General features: G+C 65.6%; 19 protein-coding genes. 4 read left to right on the top strand and 15 right to left on the bottom strand.

All coding sequences use genetic code 11. The annotated features are described in order from the left end of the window. Positions 1–10 precede the first annotated feature (10 nt). From ispG to surE, 11 genes are all read right to left on the bottom strand, one after another. A complete protein-coding gene (gene ispG, locus ACK4HJ_RS22265; protein WP_409835635.1) occupies positions 11–1,291 on the bottom strand; it encodes a flavodoxin-dependent (E)-4-hydroxy-3-methylbut-2-enyl-diphosphate synthase in 1,281 nt (426 codons plus the stop codon). Next, positions 1,291–2,235, bottom strand: coding sequence for a helix-turn-helix domain-containing protein (locus ACK4HJ_RS22260; protein WP_409835633.1), 945 nt, complete (start codon positions 2,233–2,235; stop codon positions 1,291–1,293). The genes ispG and ACK4HJ_RS22260 overlap by 1 nt, the downstream gene beginning before the upstream one ends. Next, positions 2,228–3,067, bottom strand: coding sequence for a type IV pilus biogenesis/stability protein PilW (pilW, locus tag ACK4HJ_RS22255; RefSeq protein ID WP_409835631.1), 840 nt, complete (start codon positions 3,065–3,067; stop codon positions 2,228–2,230). The genes ACK4HJ_RS22260 and pilW overlap by 8 nt, the downstream gene beginning before the upstream one ends. A 49-nt stretch (positions 3,068–3,116) precedes the next feature. Then, positions 3,117–4,238: a 23S rRNA (adenine(2503)-C(2))-methyltransferase RlmN gene (rlmN, locus tag ACK4HJ_RS22250; protein WP_409835657.1), complete on the bottom strand. Its 1,122-nt coding sequence runs from the start codon at positions 4,236–4,238 to the stop codon at positions 3,117–3,119. Positions 4,239–4,331: 93 nt separating this feature from the next. Then, complete coding sequence (gene ndk, locus ACK4HJ_RS22245) at positions 4,332–4,757, bottom strand: nucleoside-diphosphate kinase (protein ID WP_409835629.1); 426 nt, start codon at positions 4,755–4,757, stop codon at positions 4,332–4,334. 87 nt (positions 4,758–4,844) lie between these two features. Next, the gene (locus tag ACK4HJ_RS22240; protein ID WP_409835627.1) at positions 4,845–6,392 is read right to left on the bottom strand and encodes a pseudouridine synthase; all 1,548 of its coding nucleotides are present in this window, start codon (positions 6,390–6,392) and stop codon (positions 4,845–4,847) included. Continuing rightward, positions 6,392–7,165: an SMC-Scp complex subunit ScpB gene (gene scpB / locus ACK4HJ_RS22235; RefSeq protein ID WP_409835625.1), complete on the bottom strand. Its 774-nt coding sequence runs from the start codon at positions 7,163–7,165 to the stop codon at positions 6,392–6,394. Before scpB ends, ACK4HJ_RS22240 begins: the two co-directional genes overlap by 1 nt. 151 nt (positions 7,166–7,316) lie before the next feature. Next, the gene (locus ACK4HJ_RS22230; protein WP_409835624.1) at positions 7,317–8,357 is read right to left on the bottom strand and encodes an RluA family pseudouridine synthase; all 1,041 of its coding nucleotides are present in this window, start codon (positions 8,355–8,357) and stop codon (positions 7,317–7,319) included. Further along, positions 8,357–9,277: a peptidoglycan DD-metalloendopeptidase family protein gene (locus ACK4HJ_RS22225; protein WP_409835623.1), complete on the bottom strand. Its 921-nt coding sequence runs from the start codon at positions 9,275–9,277 to the stop codon at positions 8,357–8,359. Before ACK4HJ_RS22225 ends, ACK4HJ_RS22230 begins: the two co-directional genes overlap by 1 nt. A 12-nt stretch (positions 9,278–9,289) precedes the next feature. Beyond that, entirely contained in the window at positions 9,290–10,069 is a 780-nt protein-coding gene (locus tag ACK4HJ_RS22220; protein ID WP_409835621.1) for a protein-L-isoaspartate(D-aspartate) O-methyltransferase, read from the bottom strand. Then, positions 10,069–10,857: a 5'/3'-nucleotidase SurE gene (gene surE, locus ACK4HJ_RS22215; protein WP_409835620.1), complete on the bottom strand. Its 789-nt coding sequence runs from the start codon at positions 10,855–10,857 to the stop codon at positions 10,069–10,071. Before surE ends, ACK4HJ_RS22220 begins: the two co-directional genes overlap by 1 nt. Before the next feature lie 187 nt (positions 10,858–11,044). Between surE and ACK4HJ_RS22210 the strand changes: the two genes are divergently transcribed. From ACK4HJ_RS22210 to ACK4HJ_RS22195, 4 genes are all read left to right on the top strand, one after another. Beyond that, complete coding sequence (locus ACK4HJ_RS22210; RefSeq protein WP_409835618.1) at positions 11,045–12,022, top strand: NADPH:quinone oxidoreductase family protein; 978 nt, start codon at positions 11,045–11,047, stop codon at positions 12,020–12,022. A gap of 103 nt (positions 12,023–12,125) precedes the next feature. After that, positions 12,126–13,661, top strand: coding sequence for a GGDEF domain-containing protein (locus tag ACK4HJ_RS22205; RefSeq protein WP_409835616.1), 1,536 nt, complete (start codon positions 12,126–12,128; stop codon positions 13,659–13,661). Between the two features lie 139 nt (positions 13,662–13,800). Beyond that, positions 13,801–15,375, top strand: a complete 1,575-nt coding sequence (locus tag ACK4HJ_RS22200) for an alkaline phosphatase D family protein (protein ID WP_409835614.1) — start codon at positions 13,801–13,803, stop codon at positions 15,373–15,375. Between the two features lie 193 nt (positions 15,376–15,568). Next, a complete protein-coding gene (locus ACK4HJ_RS22195) occupies positions 15,569–17,467 on the top strand; it encodes a gamma-glutamyltransferase family protein (protein ID WP_409835612.1) in 1,899 nt (632 codons plus the stop codon). Between the two features lie 102 nt (positions 17,468–17,569). On the opposite strand, the gene ACK4HJ_RS22190 is transcribed toward ACK4HJ_RS22195, so the two are convergent. The 4 genes from ACK4HJ_RS22190 to ACK4HJ_RS22175 all read right to left on the bottom strand — a co-directional run bounded on the left by ACK4HJ_RS22190 (position 17,570) and on the right by ACK4HJ_RS22175 (position 19,386). Then, positions 17,570–17,986: a hypothetical protein gene (locus ACK4HJ_RS22190; RefSeq protein WP_409835610.1), complete on the bottom strand. Its 417-nt coding sequence runs from the start codon at positions 17,984–17,986 to the stop codon at positions 17,570–17,572. A gap of 272 nt (positions 17,987–18,258) precedes the next feature. Next, positions 18,259–18,456 (bottom strand): hypothetical protein, encoded by a 198-nt coding sequence (locus ACK4HJ_RS22185; RefSeq protein ID WP_008905965.1) that lies wholly within the window; start codon positions 18,454–18,456, stop codon positions 18,259–18,261. 61 nt (positions 18,457–18,517) lie between these two features. Then, positions 18,518–18,856 carry a DUF6572 domain-containing protein gene (locus ACK4HJ_RS22180; protein WP_409835608.1) on the bottom strand — a complete coding sequence of 113 codons (339 nt, stop codon included), beginning with the start codon at positions 18,854–18,856 and terminating at the stop codon, positions 18,518–18,520. A 101-nt stretch (positions 18,857–18,957) separates the two neighbouring features. Next, the gene (locus tag ACK4HJ_RS22175) at positions 18,958–19,386 is read right to left on the bottom strand and encodes a phosphopantetheine-binding protein (RefSeq protein WP_409835606.1); all 429 of its coding nucleotides are present in this window, start codon (positions 19,384–19,386) and stop codon (positions 18,958–18,960) included. Between the last annotated feature and the right edge of the window lie 126 nt (positions 19,387–19,512).

Here is a 19,512-nt window from a genome sequence, read left to right as displayed (position 1 = left end):
TTATAGCAAATCAGGCAATATCGGCGGTGCTTCCAAAGCGCCGCGCAATGTAGTTTTCAACGATCTGCTGAAACTCCTGCGCAATCCCCTCACCGCGCAGCGTCATGGCCTTTTCCCCGTCGATGAAGACGGGGGCGGCCGGGGCCTCTCCGGTGCCGGGCAGGCTGATGCCGATGTCAGCATGCTTGCTCTCGCCGGGGCCATTGACGATGCACCCCATCACGGCCACCTTGATGTTCTCCACACCCGGGTAGCGCACACGCCACACGGGCATTTGGGCGCGCAGGTAGTCGTCGATCTGTTTAGCGAGCTCCTGGAAGGTCGTGCTGGTGGTCCGCCCGCAGCCGGGGCAAGCCGTCACGCTGGGCACAAAAACCCGCAAGCCCAGCGCCTGCAATATCTCGGAGGCGACCACCACTTCCTGGGTGCGCGCCTCGCCTGGCTGGGGCGTGAGCGAAACACGGATGGTGTCGCCAATACCCTCCTGCAGCAGCACCGACAGCGCGGCCGCAGAAGCCACCGTGCCCTTGGTACCCATGCCGGCTTCCGTCAGGCCCAGGTGCAGCGCATAGTCACACCGGCGCGCGAGTTCGCGGTACACGGCGATCAGGTCCTGTACGCCGCTGACCTTGCACGACAGGATGATCTGATCCCCGTCCATGCCCATTTCCTGAGCGCGCTGGGCGGATTCGATGGCCGAAGCAATCAGCGCCTCGTACATCACCTGACGACCCTCCCAGGGCACAGCGCGCCGGCTGTTCACATCCATCAGGCCTGCCAGCAGTTCCTGGTCCAGGCTGCCCCAGTTCACGCCGATGCGCACCGGCTTGTTCCAGCGCATCGCTGCGTCAATCATCTGCCCGAACTGCAAGTCGCGCTTGTTGCCCTTGCCCACGTTGCCGGGGTTGATCCGGTACTTGGAAAGGGCCTGGGCACAGTCTGGATAGTCGGTGAGCAGGCGGTGCCCGTTGTAGTGGAAGTCGCCCACCAGCGGAACGCTCTCGCCCATGCGGTCCAGCTGTTCACGGATGTAGGGTACAGCGGCAGCGGCCTCGGGGGTATTGACGGTGATCCGAACAAACTCCGACCCCGCCTGGGCAAGCTCCTTGACCTGGATGGCCGTGCCAATGGCATCGACCGTATCGGTGTTGGTCATGGATTGCACGCGCACCGGAGCATCGCCGCCCACGGTGACCACCCGCGAGCCCCACACCACCCGCGCCTGGCGCGAACGCCGCGGCAAAGGGGAAGCCAGTGCCACCGGGCCCAAATCTCGCTGAACGTTGTCCACTATTTCACCTCGAAGCGCGCGACGTTTTCGCGGGCGACCGCCGACAGTTCAAACGGCTTCCCGCGCACAAAAACCTCGGTGGCGTCCGCACGGCCAACCACCACAGCGAGCGGCACCGATCCGGACACGGAAACCACCTCGGCAGGCGCCAAATTTCTTTGCAGAACAATGGCGCCTGACGAATCCTTCACCTGCACCCAGGACTCACTGCGGGCCCTGAGCTGCAGGATGCCGCTTGCCGCCACAGGCGCAGGCGCACTGGCCGGCGGTGCAGCGGCAGCGGGAGCAGCTGCGGGGGCCGATGCGACAGCAGCAGTAGCTGGCGGCGCGGTGGGTGCCACGGCCAGCGCTTGCGGTGCCGGCTGCGTCAGGGGCCCAGAAGGCAGCGAGGCTGTACCCTCCGCAACCGGCGCACCCTCCTCGGCTGCAGGAATGGGCGCCTGCACCGGCTCGGTCACCCGAGACCCTTCGGAGGCCATAGGTTCGACACGCTCGCCCTCGCTGGGGCTGCGCGGAAAGTACACCAGCGCCAAAGCCCCAGCCAGCAGCGCCAGAACCACCACCGCCACCGAGCGCGACGTGGAACCCGCCGCCGACGAAGAGCCTGCAAACGACGAAGGAGACGACTTGCCCGAACGCCCCTTGACCGGCGCATTGATGCCGGCAGCATCGGCGTTCAACCGGGGGCTCTGGCTTTGCGGCAGCAGCGCCATGATGGGCGCCGGGTCCACCTTCAAGGTCCGGCAAACGCTGGATGCCAGCGCCCGCACAAACACGGTATCCGGCAGCACCGCATAGTTGTCGGCTTCCAGGGCCTCCAGCTTGCTGACCGGCACCTTCAAAGCCACCGCCAATGCTGCAATGTGCATACCCGAGGCCTGACGCGCATCCTTCAATAGCGTGCCAGCAGTTACGCCCGCCTCCGCCGTCACTCCGTCATTCATTGAAAGCCCCGCGCTCGTATGCGCCCATTTCCTTGGAATCTGGATAACGTTTGCGCAACTGGTCGGCCAATTGGCGCATGGCCACCGTGTCGCCAATTGCACGTTCAATCTTGATCCCCAGCCACAGCGTTTCGGAATTCGACAACTCGCTGTTGTTGAGGCGGCGGATGTAGAACTGCGCGCGCGTCAACTCATTGCGTCGCAGCAGCAGCGAGGCCAGGTGGTAGCCCACCACTGGATTGCCCGCATCAAGCTCGTAGGCTTTGAGCAGCGACTGCTCTGCTTCGGCAAACTGGCCTGCGCTGGATTGGCACAGCCCACGCGCCATCAGCGTCTTGCCGCGAGCGGTGTAGGTGGGGTTGGCGATGGCGCGTGCAAACTGCTGGTCCGCTTCGGCATACTTTTGCTGCTGGCACAGCAGCCAACCGTAGTTGTGCATGAGGTTGGGATCGTTGCCGCGCAGGGCCATCGCCCTGCGGAAGCTGTCGTCCGCCTGGGGAAAATCCGCCAGCCGCATGAAGATCAGGCCGCGCAGATTGAATGCATCTGCATAGGTAGGGTCTGCAGCGAGGGCCTGCTTGACCTCGTCCAGCGCCACGTTGGTCTGACCCATTTCGAAGTAGTTGGACGCGAGCTCCAGCCGGATACGCGCCCGGCGACGTGCCTCAGGCTCATCCGAAGGCGTGAAGGTATTCGCAGCACTGCTGTCGCGCGCAGCGGAGCCATCCGGATTGGTTGCACAGCCCTGCAGGGCGCCCATACAAACCACCGCAGCACATGCTGCAAGTGTCCAGCGACCGAATCGCCGCCAGCGTCCAACCAATCCCACCATGTAGCGCCTCCTTGATATATGTGTGCTGGGTTACGAGAGATCCCGCGGATCACACCACCGGCTTGAGCACGATGGTGCGCTGCTTGGCCATGCGCTCGGCGGCGCGCGTTCGGTCCTTCACATCGCCTGCCAGTTGGCCACAGGCAGCATCGATATCATCGCCGCGCGTCTTGCGCACTGTCGTGACAATCCCGGCGTCGCTCAGGATCTTTGCAAACGCCAAGACCTGATTCTGCGGCGAGCGCAAGAGCCCCGACGCGGGAAACGGATTGAACGGGATCAGGTTGAACTTGCAGCGTACGCCAGCCCCGCGTGCGGGTTTCACGAGATTCACCAATTGCCGCGCGTGTTCGGGCGTGTCGTTGACGCCGTCCAGCATGCAGTATTCGAACGTGATGAAGTCCCGGGGCGCGTGGGCCAGGTAACGGTTGCACGCGTCCAGCAACTCGTGGATGGGGTACTTGCGGTTGAGCGGCACGAGGTTGTCGCGCAGCGGATCATTGGGCGCATGCAAGGACACGGCCAGCGCCACCGGGCAGTCCTGGGCCAGCCGGTCCATCATGGGCACCACGCCGGATGTAGACACCGTGACACGCCGGCGAGACAGGCCGTAGCCGTGGTCGTCCAGCATCACCCGCAGCGCCGGGACCAGGGCGGCATAGTTTTGCAGCGGCTCGCCCATACCCATCATCACCACGTTCGAGATGACACGATCTTCAGTCCGAAGGCGCTGGCGCAGCGCATGTTCGGCAAACCACAACTGGGCGACGATTTCGCCGGTGGTGAGGTTGCGGCTGAAGCCCTGGTGGCCGGTGGAGCAGAAGCGGCAACCCACGGCGCACCCGGCCTGGGACGAAACGCACAAGGTGCCACGGTCGTCCTCGGGAATGAACACGGCCTCGACCGCGTTGCCGTCACCCACATCAAAAAGCCATTTCACGGTGCCGTCGGCCGACACATGCTCGGAAATGACCGGAAGACTTTCGATCCTGGCACAACCTTTGAGCTTGTCGCGCAGGCTCTTGGCCAGGTCGCTCATGGCGTCAAAGTTGCTCGCGCCACGCTGGTGCACCCAGCGGAACAGCTGGGTGGCACGAAAACGCTTCTCGCCGAGCTTTTCGCAAAATGCGGCAAGCCCGTCGAGATCAAATTCCAGCAGATTGGTGGTGATCATTGCGCCAGACTCCCGATGGACCGGGCGCAACCGCCCCCATGGCGCAGACATCCCACAGATGCGGGAACAGGCTTGGGGGTCACCGCCATATCAACGCGAGTAGATGTTCAGGCCGGGGAAGAAGAAGGCGACTTCCACAGCCGCGGTCTCAGCAGCGTCGGAGCCGTGCACGGCATTGGCGTCGATGCTGTCAGCGAAGTCGGCGCGGATGGTGCCAGGTTCGGCCTTCTTGGGGTCGGTGGCGCCCATCAGTTCGCGGTTCTTCAGGATGGCGTTCTCGCCTTCCAGCGCCTGGATCATCACAGGGCCGGAGATCATGAAGTCCACCAGGTCCTTGAAGAAAGGACGCTCTTTGTGCACTGCGTAGAACTGCTCGGCCTCCAGACGCGACAGGTGGACCATGCGCGCTGCCACTACCTTGAGGCCGGCGGCTTCAAAGCGAGCGTAGATCTGACCGATGACGTTCTTGGCCACTGCGTCAGGCTTGATGATGGAGAGAGTGCGTTCGATAGCCATGTTGATTTTCCTGATTGGATGTTGCTGAAACTCGTTTGTCCATCGGACAAAGCCCTCGATTCTAACCGTGGATGCCGTATGGCAGGCTTAGCGCCCACCGCGCCGAGGGCCTCCGCCGCCACCGGGGCGGCGCTTGTCTTGGCGGTGGCGCGAGAGGCTGTCCATGCCGATATAGCCGACCGAAGTTTTCATCGGATCGGGCTGGGCGCCCCCCCGAGGGCCGGAAGGGGCCTGCCCGTCGCGACGCCCCTTCTGGCCGCGTTGCCCTGCACCGGCAAGCCCGTCCGGTCCATCCCGGCGCGGCGCATTGCCGCTGCGCGGGCCATTGCGCCCCCGGTTCCGGTTGTTGTTGCCATTGTTGCCGCCGCGGCCTCCCGGCCCCGACGCTGCGCGGCCGTCCTGTCGACCGTCTGCGGACTCCCCGCGGCTGGCTCCCTGCCCGGCACCTGCTGCCTGCATGAGGGCGCGAATATCGCTGTCATCCAGTTCCAGCCAGGCGCCGCGCTTGAGACCGCGCGGCAGCACCATGGCGCCGTAACGGATGCGGATCAGCCGGCTGACGGCGTGCCCCACCGATTCCATCATGCGGCGCACCTCGCGGTTGCGACCCTCTGAAATCGTCACGCGGTACCAGCAGTTGGAGCCTTCGCCGCCACCGTCCTCGATGGAACCGAAGGAGGCCATGCCGTCGTCCAGCCGCACGCCATCCAGCAGCTTCTGCTTTTCTTCGTTGCTGAGAGCGCCCAGCACGCGCACGGCGTATTCGCGCTCCAGCCCAAACCTGGGGTGCATGAGCTTGTTGGCCAGCTCGCCCGAGCTGGTAAAGAGCAACAGGCCTTCCGTATTGAGGTCCAGCCTCCCCACCGACTGCCACTTGCCCTGCACCAAGCGCGGCAATTTGCGGAAAACGGTGGGCCGGTTCTGCGGGTCGTCATGGGTGACCACCTCGCCCACAGGCTTGTGGTAAGCGATGACGCGGGCCGGCGGGGGGTCGATGCGGTAGCGAATGGGCTTGCCATTGACCTTGACCTGATCACCGTATTGGATGCGCTGGCCAATGTGGGCGGGCTCGTTGTTGACGGAAATGCGCCCCTCCAGAATGAGCTGCTCCATCTCCAGGCGGGAGCCGAGGCCGGCCTGCGCCAGCACCTTGTGCAGCTTGGGCGTTTCGACCTGAGGCGCCAGCACCCGCTTGCCCGGCACAAGTTCGGGGGCGGCCTCGTCCTCATCGAACCGACCGGACACCACGTCTTCAAACTGGTAACCCTCGGCGCCTGCCGGAGTGGCCTTGCGCTGCTTGCCGCCCCGGCCGGGCGCGCCGTGCTGCGCAGAGCGTTCACGACCTTCGCCGGGTCCCCGCTTGTCACGACGAATGTCACGCTCGGCCGGCGCTTGCTCAGCCACCGGAGCCAAGTCCACCTGCGGCGCATCACCAGCGGGTGCGCCGGGCATGGCAGCAGTCAACTCGCCACTCGCCGCTCCATTCATCACCTCGCTTGCAGCAGGCACGTCTGCAACCACCGGCAATTTCTTGCGCGGCGCGCGTTTCGCGGCAGGCTTTCGGGTTTCCGGTGCCACGGGCGCTGCCTCTGCAGGGAGCGCTGCGTCTGGAGTTTCGGAGGTCGAATCGTTCATCAACTGTTTCCCTGGACACCGTCTGCGGCGTCACGATGGTTGTCGCTGGGAGCTACTTCCCCCGCGTTCTCAAAAAAATCAGCGGCTGCCGTCGGCTCAGGCGCCTCAGCAGGCGCCGCCTCCGCCACGGCTTCCAACACTGGGTCAACCGCCGGCTTTGCCTCGTCCTCTGCAGACTCGCCCACGCCGGGCAGTTCCGGGTCTCGGTCGATCGCACCCTGTGCGGCGGCGGCCATGGCTTCCAGCACATTCGCGTTGCCCGTGGGATCGTCCAGCACCGGCAGCTGGTCCAGCGATTGCAATCCCATGTCGTCCAGGAACTGCCGCGTGGTGGCAAACAAGGACGGCCGCCCCACCGTCTCCCGGTGTCCGATGACCTCCACCCAACCACGATCCTCCAACTGCTTGATGATCAGGCTGTTGACCGTGACACCGCGGATGTCCTCGATGTCGCCACGTGTCACCGGTTGTCGGTACGCGATGATGGCCAGCGTCTCCATCGTCGCACGTGAATACCGGGGCGGCTTCTCGGGATGCAGACGGTCCAGAAACTCGCGCATCTCAGGGCGACTTTGAAACCGCCAGCCCGTGGCAACCTGCACCAGTTCCACGCCCCGGTTCGCCCACTCCAGCTGCAGTTCCTGCAGCAGCGTCTTGAGCGTGTCGGAGCCCAGGGCTTCGTTGAACAGCACGCGCAGCTCGCGCACGGGCACAGGCTGTTGCGCGCAGATCAGCGCAGTTTCGAGGACCCGTTTGGCATCCACCGTATTCATTGTTCAGCGATTCCTGGACAGGTGTCGCGCGTGGGCGGGCGGCACATCAACATCAGGGGGCAATCTAGGGCACCTCCCTCATCAAGCGGGGAGGCAGGTGCAGAGCGGGGCCCGGCGGGAGTCCGCCTACGGGCACAGGCCGTTTGGGCCGTCAGGGCGCATTGTAGCCCAGGCCCCACAAGGCCAGCCCCTGGCGCATGTCCTCCGGCAGGGGCGACTGGAACTCCAGGGGCGCACCGGTGACGGGGTGCGTAAACGCAAGCCTGTAGGCATGCAGGGCCTGGCGCTTCAAAGCCCCCGTAGGTACCCCGCCATACAGTTCGTCCGCCAGCAACGGGTGCCGCAAAGATGCCATATGCACTCTGATCTGATGGGTGCGTCCGGTGTGCAGGGTGCAACGGACCCAACACCCTTCGTCCACACTGCCCAGCAGATCGATATCTGTGCGTGCGGCCTTGCCCGCATGGACGGCTAGATCGACCACCGCCATGCGAAGCCGATTCCGCGGGTCTCGGCCTATTGGCGCATTCACGCTGCGGTGCGCTGGGCCGGTCCAGGCGCCGTGCGCCAGCGCTTGGTATTGGCGTTGCACCTTGCGCTCGGCGATCAGCGCCACCAGCGCGTCCATGGTGGCGCGGTCGCGCGCCACCACCATCAAGCCACTGGTGTCCTTGTCCAGACGGTGCACGATGCCAGCACGTGGCACGAGCAGCGCCTTTTCATCCCGCGCCAGCAGGCCGTTGAGCAGCGTGCCACTCCAGTTGCCCGGCGCAGGGTGCACCACTAGTCCGGCCGGTTTGCTGACGACCAGCAGATGTGGATCTTCGTACACCACGTCGATGTCCATGGCCTCGGGCCGGAAGGCCTGGCTTTGCTGTGTGGGACGCATTTCCAGCGCAAGCTGGTCGCCCGCCTTGACGCGTGCAGATGCTTTGAGCGCCTGGGCGCCATTCAGGCAGACGAGGCCCTGCGCCAGCAGCTGCTGCAAATAGCTGCGCGAAAACTCGGGCACCAAGTCCACCAGGGCCTTGTCCAGCCGGGCTCCATGCTGCTCTGCGGCCACCTGCATACGTCGCAGTTCGCTGGGCGGGCCCGACAGGGCCTCAGGTTCGTCGCCCGCCACCCCGTCGTCGGGCTCACCCCATTCCGGCGCCTCGACCGGGCCTCCAGGCGGGCCGTTCGCCACCGGCATCAACGAGACGGCAGGTAGCGCGCTGGATCGACAGGCTTGCCTTGGCGCCGGATCTCGAAATGCAGCTTGACGCGGTCCGCGTCCGTGCTGCCCATCTCCGCAATCTTCTGCCCCTTGCGCACGGCCTGGTCTTCCTTCACCAACAGCGTCTGGTTGTGGGCATAGGCAGTCAGAAAGGTGTTGTTGTGCTTGAGGATCACCAGGTTTCCATAGCCCCTCAGGCCCGCACCGGCATATACAACACGCCCGTCGGCCGCTGCCAACACAGGGTCGCCCGCCTTGCCAGCGATGTCAAAGCCCTTGTTGCGCGCCTCGTCAAACCCGGCGATCAGCGAGCCTGCCGCAGGCCAAATAAAGCCGATATCGTCCTCTGCTGGAGTCGGTGCCGATGTGGCCGCAGGCGTCGTGGGCGCCACTGCTACGACAGGCCCGGAAGGCGTGGATGCCGCCGGCTTGGGGGCACTGGCGGGCGCTGCTGGCGCGCTGCCCGGCGTGGTGGGTGTCACGGTGGAGGATGTCACCGGGCGCGTGACTACGCCGGTCTCGGTGGGCGCACTGGCCTGTGCGGGCGCGGCAGGCGGAGCGACGCGCAGAACCTGGCCCACTTCAATGAGGTTGGCGTTTTCCAGGTTGTTCCAGCGCGCTATGTCTTTCCAGCTCTGGCCCGAGTCCAGGCCGATGCGGATGAGCGTGTCGCCAGGCTTGACCGTGTAATAGCCTGGCTTGCCTGCGTTTTCTGCGCCCGGCAGGGGCTTGATGGGTGCGGCCACCACAACGCCCGGCTGGGTGCCCGGTGTGGAAGAGGATGAAGTGCCTCGGTCTTCCACTGGAGCCTTGTTCAGCCGGGTACCACAGCCGGTGAGCACCAGCCCCGCCAACGCCACGGTAAACCCAACCACAAGACCACGCGATACGAACATAAGCATTTCCCTTCAGGCAATCCCCGATTTTAGAGGGACAAAATGAACGGGCTCGAGCACGCTTTGTTTCAATCCGTGTGGGGTTTTGTCGATCACAAGCAACATTTGCTGTCCGCCGGCCAGCGCCATGGGAGCGACCAGGCGCCCGCCCACTGCCAACTGGTCGCACCAGGCCTGGGGTACCGCATCGCCGCCCGCAGCGGCGATGATTGCCGCGTACGGCGCACCCTTGGCATAGCCCAGCATGCCATCACCAAACAGCAGGTGCAGGTTGGCAAGCCTGAAAGGCCGCAGGTTGTCGCGCGCCTTGTCATGAAGGCCGCGCAGGCGCTCCAGCGAATACACCTCGCGGGCCAGCTGGCTCAGCACCGCCGCCTGGTAGCCGCAGCCCGTGCCAATCTCCAGCACCCTCCCCAGCCCGCCGGCACGCGCGCCCTCCGCGCCCAGCAGCAGTTCGCACATGCGCGCCACCACGCTCGGTTTGGAAATGGTCTGGCCCAGGCCAATGGGCAGGCTGGTGTCCTCGTACGCCTGGTTGACCAGTGCGCTGTCCACAAACCGGTGGCGCTCCACCGCGCCCATGGCCCGCAATACCGGCACCGACGTAATTCCGCCGGCCGCCAGCTTCTGCACCATGCGCGCGCGCACGGCGGCTGAGTCCAGCCCTACTCCCACAGGCGCAGCAACCACTCCAGTGCGCCGCACCGGCGGCACAGGTGCCGCAGGCCGGGCGGGGGCCTGGGCCGGGCCTGCACCCGGCAGCCGGGCCGGAAACCCAGGGCGGCGCTGCATCACGCGCCGGCGGCGGCAGACGCCCCCGCGACCAGTTGCGAGGCGGTTTGCGCCCAATACCCCAGGTTGTCGTGATCGGTCAGGTCCACCTTCAGCGGCGTGATGGAAACGTGGCCTTGCGCGGTGGCATGGAAGTCGGTGCCCTCGGCATCATCCTTGGCCGCGCCCGCGCCACCGATCCAGTACATGGCTTCGCCGCGCGGGCTCTCCTGCACGATCACGCGCTCGGCCGCGTGGCGGCGGCCCAATCGGCACAACTTGATGGGACGAAGGGCCTCCAGCGGCATGTTGGGAATGTTCACATTCAAAAGCCATGGCGAGTCGCCCACCAGGTTCTGCGACCGCATCTGGGCCACCATCTCACGGGCCTTGGCGGCGGCGGCCTCGATCTCACCCCAGCCTTTGTCCACCTGCGAAAACGCAATGGCCGGAATGCCGAACAGATACCCCTCCATGGCCGCGCCCACGGTGCCTGAGTAGATGGTGTCGTCCCCCATGTTGGCGCCATTGTTGATGCCCGACACCACGAGGTCGGGTCGGTAGCCCAGCAACCCCGTCAGGGCGATGTGCACACAGTCGGCGGGCGTGCCGTTCACGTAGCGAAAGCCGTTGTGGGCTTTGTGTACATAAAGCGGCGAATGCAGGGTCAGCGCGTTGGACTTGGCACTGTTGTTGTGCTCGGGGGCCACCACCTCCACCTCCACCCCGTCGAGGGACTGGAGTGCATCGTGCAGCGCCACGATGCCAGGCGCCTGGTAGCCATCGTCGTTGGAAATGAGAATCTTCATGGTCGCGGTAGAGATTGCAACGGATTGTAGGGTGGGGCCTGCACGGTGCACCGGCCTACCCGGCTCGACGCAGAAGCACCCAGGGGCAACGCCCCGCCCGTCGCTCGTGGGACAACGCCGCCCTGGGGCCACACCTATCATGGGGCCATCACCGACATCACTGACAAGACCCCAGGAGACCTTTCCCATGCACGCTTGGCTCTGCACCAACCCCACCGGCGTTGAGGCGCTCGCCTGGACCGAACTCCCCACCCCCGCGCCCAAAGCCGGCGAGGTGCTGATCGAGATCAAGGCCGCGAGCTTGAACTTCCCCGACCTGCTCATCGTGCAGAACAAATACCAGATGAAGCCGCCGCTGCCCTTCGTGCCGGGCTCGGAATACGCGGGCGTGGTGGCTGCGGTGGGCGAAGGCGTCACGCACCTCAAGGTCGGCCAGAACGTGGCCTGCCTCTCGGGCACGGGCGGATTCGGTACCCACACCATTGCCCCCGCCGCCCTGTGCATGCCGCTGCCGGACGGGTTTTCGCACGTGGATGCGGCAGCGTTCATCATGATTTATGCCACCTCGTACCACGCCTTGGTGGACCGCGCGCAGCTGAAAGCGGGCGAGACGGTGCTGGTGCTGGGCGCTGCAGGCGGCGTGGGCACCTCGGCCATCCAGATCGCCAAGGCCATGGGCGCACGCGTTATTGCCGCCGCCTCCACCGACGAGAAATGCGCGCTGTGCACCTCCATCGGAGCCGACGCCACCATCAACTACAGCAAGGACAACCTGCGCGAGTCCATCAAGGCGTTGACCGATGGCAAAGGCCCGGACGTCATATACGACCCCGTCGGCGGCGACTTTGCCGAGCCCGCGTTCCGCTCCATCGCCTGGCGCGGCCGCTACCTGGTGGTGGGGTTCGCATCCGGTCCCATCCCTGCCCTGCCCTTCAACCTGGCGCTGCTCAAGGGCGCGTCCATCGTGGGCGTGTTCTGGGGCGACTTTGCCAAGCGCGAGCCCAAGGCCAACGCCGCCATGATGGGCGAGCTGGCCCAGTGGTACGCAAAGGGCAAGATCAAGCCCGTGATCGACCGCACCATGCCCATGGCCGAGTTGCCCGCCGCATACGCCCACATGGGCTCGCGCGGGGTGATGGGAAAACTCGTCATGGTCAATCCCTGAGCGGCTTTGCGCCCGGCGGGCAGCCCCAGGCGCTGCCCGCACAAACCCCGGCCCGCTGTGTCACACTCGCGCATCCCAGCCCCCCTGACACTGGTGCCCGTACATGGCCGACCGACCACCTTCCGAGATCGCCCGCGAAACGCTCAAGCAACTGGCGGCGCGACGGCTCCCACCCACCCCTGACAACTACCTCGCCCTCTACGACGAAATCTCGGGCACCCGCAGCCCCCAGCCGTTTCCGGAAGGCCCGCTCAGCGGCATTCAGCGCGTGCTGCCCGCACAAACCCCGGCACAAAAGCGCCTTCTGGGCCAGTTCGAGCGGGCCATCATCACCAAGGACTGGACGTCGCTGCAAAGCGTGATGGTGGGCTATGCCAACCTGGGGCTCAACCCCGCCACCGCATCCAAGCCGATTGAAACTGCGGACTCGCCCCACGCGCTGGGGGCGCTGCCGCCCGAATTTTCAGAAACCCTGGCCCGCCTGATCGACCACACCTTGCCCGCCCTGGGCGAAGACGACGCGCGCGTGCTGGACATGGCGAAACAGCTCATCACCTTCCTGCGCGAGCCCACACCGCCCGTGGTCACGGCGCAGCAGATGCTGGGCAACTTTGCCTACCGCGTCTCGTTCGCCACCGAAGACCAGGCTGCCATCCGCGCCACGCTGCTGGAGCTGCTGCACATGGTGTTCGAGAACATTGCCGTGCTCAGCGCCGATGACCGGTGGCTGCAGGGCCAGGCCGAGGCGCTGATGAGCGCATCCACCCCGCCGCTGACCTTGCGGCGCCTGGACGACGTGCAGCGGCGGCTCAAGGACGTGATCTTCAAGCAGACCGAGGCCCGCGCCCGCACGCTGGAAGCGCAGGAGCAGATGAAGGACATGCTGGCCACGTTCATCGAACGGCTGGCCCTGATCACCGCGTCCAGCACCAGCTACCAGGGCACCATGGAACGCTGCGCCGAGCTTATCGGCAAGGCAAGCACCCTGGAAGAAATCGCCCCCCTGTTGCAGGAGGTGATGAGCGCCACGCGCGCCATGGCTTTGGACAGCCGCGTGACCCACGATGAACTGGAAGACCTGCGCCAGCGCACCGAGGCCAAGCGCGCCGAAGTGGCCAAGCTGCAGGAGGAACTGGACCGCGCCAGCGCGCAGGCGCGGCACGACCCGTTGACGGGCAGCCTTAACCGCAAGGGTCTGGACGAAGCTGTTGAACGCGAGATCGCACGGTCGCGCCGCCTGGGATCGCCCCTGTGCCTGGCGCTGCTGGACGTGGACAACTTCAAGACCATCAACGACCGGCTGGGCCACGCGGGCGGCGATGCGGCCCTGGTGCATCTTGCCCAGGTGACGCGCGAGGTGATGCGCCCGCAAGACCTGCTGGCCCGCTACGGGGGCGAGGAGTTTGTCCTGGTGCTGCCCGACACGGCCGTGGAAAGCGGCATCGCCGCAATGACCCGGCTGCAGCGCGAGTTGACGACCCGCTTCTTCCTGCAGGGCAGCGAGAAGGTGCTCATCACCTTCAGCGCGGGCGTGGCCCAGTTGCAGGACGCGGAAAGCAGTACCGACGCCATCCTGCGCGCCGACAAGGCGATGTACCTGGCCAAGCGATCGGGCAAGAACCGCGTCATGGCGGCGTGATGGACTCCCCCCTGAGTCGCCTGCGGCGCCTTCCCCCCAGAGGGGGGACGCCACCAGCGCGGCGGGGCGGCCCTTGCGCGGTGGCCGCTGGCTTCGGCCGCGCCAGTTGCAAGCGCAGTGCCCCGATTCCGGACTTGAGATGAATCCCGCGCACCGGCGCTCTTTTCTGCAACATGCCGCCTACGCCGCTGCGGCCACCACCCTGCCCCGCTGGGCGTGGAGCAACCCGCCGTCGCTGGCGTCCGACCCTTTTGCGCTGGGGGTGGCCAGTGGCGACCCGACGGCGGATGGGGTGGTGTTGTGGACGCGGCTGGTGCTGGCCGATCCGGCGCTCGCTCTGCTTGCGCACACGGTGCGGTGGGAGGTGGCGCACGATGCGCAGTTTGCACAGGTCGTGCAAAAGGGCGAGGCCACAGCGCTGCCACTGCTGGGCCACAGCGTGCATGTGGAACTGCAGGGCCTGGCGCCGGGCCGCTGGTACCACTATCGCTTCCTGTGGGGCGCTGCCGCCAGTGCCGTGGGCCGCACCCGCACCGCGCCTGCAGCGGGTGACCAGGCCGCCTCGCTGCGCCTGGGCTTTGCGTCGTGCCAGCGCTGGGAGCACGGCCATTACGCCGCGTGGCGGCACCTGGCGGCCGATGCGCCGGACCTGGTGCTTTTCCTGGGCGACTACATCTACGAGTACGCCACGCCCAAACAAACAGCCGATTTGGCACGCACCCACACGCTGCGCCATGCCAGCACCCTGGCCGACTACCGCGACCGCTATGCACTGCACAAGAGCGACCCCGCGCTGCAGGCCGCCCACGCCGCCTGCCCCTGGGCCGTGACCTGGGACGACCACGAGGTGCAGAACGACTATGCCGCTGGCGCGGGCCGCGGTGACCCGGCCCACTTCATGGCCCAGCGCAGCGCCGCCTGGCAGGCGTTTTACGAGAACATGCCCGTGCGCGCTGCCACGCTGGGCACACCCGCGGCCGAGAGCCGGTGGGGCGCGATGCAGCTGTACCGCAGCCTGCGCTGGGGCCGCCTGGCCCACATCCACCTGCTGGACAGCCGCCAGCACCGCAGCTGGCAGGCCTGCCGCGCGCCCCAGTCCACCAGCGCAGGCGCCGTGCGGGCGGCCGACTGCGCCGAACTGGCCGACCCGGCCCGCACGCTGCTCGGCCCGGCGCAGGAGCAGTGGCTGCATGCCCAACTGGCTGCCGACGCCGCCCCGCCCGGCGCCACCCGCTGGAGCGTGCTGGCGCAGCAGACGCTGTTTTCGCCGCGCCACTACCCGTCGGGCCTGACCCCCACCGATGGCTGGGACGGCTACCCCGCCGCCCGCGCACGACTGCTACAGGCCCTGGCACGGCGACCGCCGCGCAACACCGTGCTGCTGGGCGGCGACATCCACCAGAACTATGTGTGCCGCGTGCACGCCCAGCCCGACCGCGCCGAAACGCCCGTATTGGCCAGCGAGTTCTGCGGCACGTCCATCAGCTCGCGCTCGGGCACCACGCAAGACAAGCTGGACGCCATCGCCCGCCACAACCCGCACGTGCTGCTGGCCCGCTGCGACCAGCGCGGCTATGGCCTGGCCGACGTCACACCCCAGCGTTGGACCACCACATTGCGCGTGGTGGAAGACCCGCTGCGCGCCAACAGCAGCGCCAGCACCCTGGCAAGGTTTGTGGTGGAAGACCAGCGGCCCGGCCCGCAGTGGGCATGAAGCCGCCACGCCGTCCACACCCAGCGCAGCCGCACCACCAAAGCTCACAATTTGATAGCTTTCAGCGCTTGATGGATAAGCGCTAGAGCCCAAAAACACTCAGAATCTTGGTGTATGTAGCTTGTTGTAACGCTGCCCGGCTCCCTTGCCAAGCCACCGTACCATGGCCGCTTCTTGCACCAAGGAGACGCCCATGGCCCACAACCGCACCACAACCCCTGCAGCCCCCCCCGCAACCGAGTCCGCCACTCTCCACCCCACCGTCAACGCACAGCCCACCCGCTCCGTGAGCCGCACCCTGTTGGCCACCGCAGCGCTCGCCACACTGGTGGCCGTTGCCGGCTGCGCCAGCGGGCCCTCCGCGCAGTTCGCGTACACCGTGCCCGCGCAGCCCGAGGGCTCTTCGGGCTACACCGAAAAACCCGGCTGGGCCACCGAAAAATTTGCCGTGGCCGCAGCCAATCCGCTGGCCACCGACGCCGGCTACCAGATCCTCAAGGCCGGGGGCTCGGCCGTCGATGCCGCCATTGCGGTGCAGATGGTGCTGACCCTGGTGGAGCCCCAGTCCAGCGGCATCGGCGGCGGCGCCTTCCTGCTGCACAGCAATGGCAAAGTCGTCGAGGCCTTTGACGGCCGCGAGACCGCACCGGCGGCGGCCGACGAAAAACTCTTCCTCGGCGCCGACGGCAAACCCGTGCAGTTTTATGACGGCGTGGTGGGCGGCCGCTCGGTTGGCGTGCCCGGCACCGTGCGCATGCTGGAGATGGCCCACAAGCAGCACGGCAAGCTGCCCTGGGCCACCTTGTTCCAGCCCGCCATCACGCTGGCCGAAGGCGGCTTCAAGGTCAGCGCGCGGCTCAACACCCTGGTGAAGGCCGACGCGCACCTCAAGAAGGACCCCGTCGCTGCCGCCTACTTCTACAAGCCCGACGGCGACGCCCGCGACGTGGGCTTCAACCTGCGCAACCCCGAGCTGGCCGCCGTGCTGCGCCGCATCGCCGCCGAAGGCAGCAAGGCCCTGCACGAAGGCGAGATCGCCCAGGCCATCGTGGACAAGGTGCGAAAGCACCCCACCAACCCCGGCAAGCTCAGCATGGCCGACCTGGCCGGCTACCAGCCCAAAAAGCGCGAAGCCCTGTGCCACGACTACCAAGTGCAAGCCAAGGACTTCCGCGTGTGCGGCTTCCCGCCGCCCAGCTCCGGCGCCATCGCCATCGGCCAGATCCTGGGCATCCTGAAGAACACCGATGCTGCCGCCATACCCCTCGAAAATGGCCTGCCCACCGCCGACTGGCTGCACCTGTACACCGAAGCCGCCCGCCTGGCTTTTGCCGACCGCGCCCTCTACGTGGCCGACCCCGACTTCGTGCAGCCCCCTGCAGGCAGCTGGACCAGCCTGATCGCCCCCGCCTACCTGGCCGAGCGCGCCAAGCTCATCGGCACGCAAAGCATGAAGGTCGCCCAGCCCGGCAAGCCCGGCGCCGTTCGCACCAGCCACGCGCCCATGCCCGACCAGCCTGAATACGGAACCAGCCACATCAGCATCGTCGATGCCTACGGCAACGCCGTGGCCATGACCACCACCATCGAAGACCAGTTCGGCGCGCGCCAGATGGTCAAGGGCTTCTTGCTGAACAACGAACTCACCGACTTCAGCTTTGCCCCCACCGACGCCCAGGGCCAGCCGATTGCCAACCGCGTGCAACCCGGCAAGCGCCCCCGCTCGTCCATGGCGCCCACGCTGGTGTTCGACAAGAAGACCGGCGAGCTGCTGATGAGCGGTGGCAGCCCCGGCGGCGCAGCCATCATCCACTACACGGCCAAGACGCTGTACGGCGTCTTCAACTGGGGCCTCATGCCCCAGCAGGCCATCAACCTGCCCAACTTCGGCTCGATGAACGGCCCCACGCTGCTGGAGGAAAAACGCTTCCCGCCCGCCACGGTGGAGGCCCTGCGCGCGCGCGGCGCCGAGGTGCGCGAGATGAACATGACGAGCGGCCTGCAGGCCATCACCCTGGGCAACGCGCATGGCAAGAAACTGTGGATGGGTGGGGCCGACCCGCGGCGTGAAGGGGTGGTGATGGGGGATTGAAGGAGTGGGCCGGGCAATGCTTCGGCCTCCTTCATCCCTTTGAGACCGTTCACGCTGAGCCTGTCGACGCGCCGCGCAATGCTTCGACAGGCTCAGGCTGAACTACACAAGATCAATGCCATGGTCCGCACACCACTGGCGAAGGCGAGACTCGGTGGGAGACCGCTCAAATTCAAACCACGCGGCCAGCTGACCTCTGCATTCCAGAAACTCCTTGAAGCGTGCGTACGCGCCGCGCCGGCGAAAGAAACCCCGGACGGTTTCCGCATCGTTTTGAAGGTACTTTTCCGAAAACTCCATCGCCAGGTCCCAGCCCAGGTCCAGCTCGCGCTTTCCCGGCAGTGCCAGGTAGGGGCCGGTTTCAATATCCTCCGGCAGCTCTTGGTCCAACTCCAAGTCGCCGGAAACGATATGCACGGTCCCGCGCTCCAGGCTGACGAACGCCTGCGTGTCCATCAGATCGGCGAGGGCGCAGAACTCATAGCCATCCAGGATTTCACTGAACTTTGCGGTGGTCATGCCGGAGGCAATCCTGTAAAACAGTTGGACACCCGTAGAGACCGCCGACTGCGCATCCCAGCCCAAAACTCACATTCCAACTGGCGTGAAGAACTTGCCATCAATGATGGTATGTACTGCCGCCGCAGAGCACCAGGAAAAAAAGCATTCTTAACGAGGCGTAGAAATCCTCAGTGAACTCACCGCGCAATACGGACAGCCACTCGGGCTGAAACCAGTATCCAAGCGCCACTGGGCCGACCTGTTAAGGCTAAGCCAGAAAAAACGGTGGCTCATTTCTTCTTGTCCGCGCGAAAGCGCCACTCCCACAGCAGGCCCCCGACCGCGCCGATGCCGACGAGCCAGGCGCCCGCTGAAACCGTGTCCGTACCGGCAGGCGCAAGTAAATGAAATAGCACCGCGAGCGCCACTGCACCGACCACGCCAACGAGAACCGCCGGAGCAACTATTAGCGCGAAGAGCTCTTCCATGCCTGAGCCTTAAGGTTGAAGTCGAGCCGGGCTCGAAGGGCATCGGTACTCGAACGGCATGTTAGGCGGCATCCTTAGCGTAGCCGTCCAGTGGGCGGAAGCGAAACGCAAAGCCAGCACCTTCCACTGCGCACTGCGCCTTGACGAGAAATTCCAGCGCTGCCGCGTCGGGCCTATAGCGAACCAGCACGTCGATGACAAAGTCGCGTCCCTTGGCATTCGGGTAACTCACGTAAACCTCTCCAGATTCGAGGAACGCCAAGTAGGTGTTTAGTTTCGCCTGTAGCACTACGAGGTGCTCGCCGTCCCAAGGCAAATGATCCGATACCGTGAGATGGACCTTGCCTGATGCCCGGTCGATGCCTATTGCATCAATCGAAGAATGTTGCTCGACGCTCAACGAATGCCGCCTAACGTTCGACGTAAGGGGCGGCCCGCTTGCGGGACGTCCCCTTGACGGAGGGGTTAGGCGGCAGGGCGATTTGCAGGCAGGCCATGGTGTTAGTGCCAGAACTCACGGAGAAGCAATGCCAGGCCAAAGAGGCCGATGGCGCCAAACAGCAGTTGATCCGTGAGGACATCGAGGCGCTGATGAGGAAGCTGATGGGCAGGGTAGGTGATTGGCCAGCGCCCTCGTGCAACCGTTTGATGAAGAAGGCGTGGTGTGATCGGTATGCGCCCGACCCGTTTGTATGGCGGCGGGAACAAGAGCCGGCCAGGAGTGAGGAAGCCTTCTTCACCGTGATGGAAGTACCAGCGGTAGCCAGCCATGCTAATGGAGAACTGGCGCTCAAACTTGGCAATGAGTTCAAAGAAGTCGTCGCCATCGACGCCGCAAAGGAACAGATCGGAATCGGCTTGGATTTCGCTCGGACTGCACCCAACGGCTTCAACAACGAAGGCAACGATTTCAGGTAGCGAGGTATTCATGCCGCCTAACGTTTGACATGAGGGGCGGCCGAGGGCGATAGCCCTTGGACGTCCCTCTCGATGGAAGGGTTAGGCGTCGCCTGTTCGAATAGCGCCAAGCGTCTCATTGCTCTCTTGAAAATAGAA

It is taken from the genome of Acidovorax sp. (assembly GCF_046294525.1).
Lineage (GTDB): Bacteria > Pseudomonadota > Gammaproteobacteria > Burkholderiales > Burkholderiaceae_C > Acidovorax.
This window is presented reverse-complemented; position numbering and strand designations above follow the sequence as displayed.

Bases quoted from the DNA above. Each gene is read 5' to 3' on its own strand.
- ACK4HJ_RS22260 (WP_409835633.1), bottom strand. From the start codon at position 2,235: ATGAATGACGGAGTGACGGCGGAGGCGGGCGTAACTGCTGGCACGCTA.
- pilW (WP_409835631.1), bottom strand. From the start codon at position 3,067: ATGGTGGGATTGGTTGGACGCTGGCGGCGATTCGGTCGCTGGACACTT.
- ndk (WP_409835629.1), bottom strand. From the start codon at position 4,757: ATGGCTATCGAACGCACTCTCTCCATCATCAAGCCTGACGCAGTGGCC.
- ACK4HJ_RS22240 (WP_409835627.1), bottom strand. From the start codon at position 6,392: ATGAACGATTCGACCTCCGAAACTCCAGACGCAGCGCTCCCTGCAGAG.
- scpB (WP_409835625.1), bottom strand. From the start codon at position 7,165: ATGAATACGGTGGATGCCAAACGGGTCCTCGAAACTGCGCTGATCTGC.
- ACK4HJ_RS22230 (WP_409835624.1), bottom strand. From the start codon at position 8,357: ATGCCGGTGGCGAACGGCCCGCCTGGAGGCCCGGTCGAGGCGCCGGAA.
- ACK4HJ_RS22225 (WP_409835623.1), bottom strand. From the start codon at position 9,277: ATGTTCGTATCGCGTGGTCTTGTGGTTGGGTTTACCGTGGCGTTGGCG.
- ACK4HJ_RS22220 (WP_409835621.1), bottom strand. From the start codon at position 10,069: ATGCAGCGCCGCCCTGGGTTTCCGGCCCGGCTGCCGGGTGCAGGCCCG.
- surE (WP_409835620.1), bottom strand. From the start codon at position 10,857: ATGAAGATTCTCATTTCCAACGACGATGGCTACCAGGCGCCTGGCATC.
- ACK4HJ_RS22210 (WP_409835618.1), top strand. From the start codon at position 11,045: ATGCACGCTTGGCTCTGCACCAACCCCACCGGCGTTGAGGCGCTCGCC.
- ACK4HJ_RS22205 (WP_409835616.1), top strand. From the start codon at position 12,126: ATGGCCGACCGACCACCTTCCGAGATCGCCCGCGAAACGCTCAAGCAA.
- ACK4HJ_RS22200 (WP_409835614.1), top strand. From the start codon at position 13,801: ATGAATCCCGCGCACCGGCGCTCTTTTCTGCAACATGCCGCCTACGCC.
- ACK4HJ_RS22195 (WP_409835612.1), top strand. From the start codon at position 15,569: ATGGCCCACAACCGCACCACAACCCCTGCAGCCCCCCCCGCAACCGAG.
- ACK4HJ_RS22190 (WP_409835610.1), bottom strand. From the start codon at position 17,986: ATGACCACCGCAAAGTTCAGTGAAATCCTGGATGGCTATGAGTTCTGC.
- ACK4HJ_RS22185 (WP_008905965.1), bottom strand. From the start codon at position 18,456: ATGGAAGAGCTCTTCGCGCTAATAGTTGCTCCGGCGGTTCTCGTTGGC.
- ACK4HJ_RS22175 (WP_409835606.1), bottom strand. From the start codon at position 19,386: ATGAATACCTCGCTACCTGAAATCGTTGCCTTCGTTGTTGAAGCCGTT.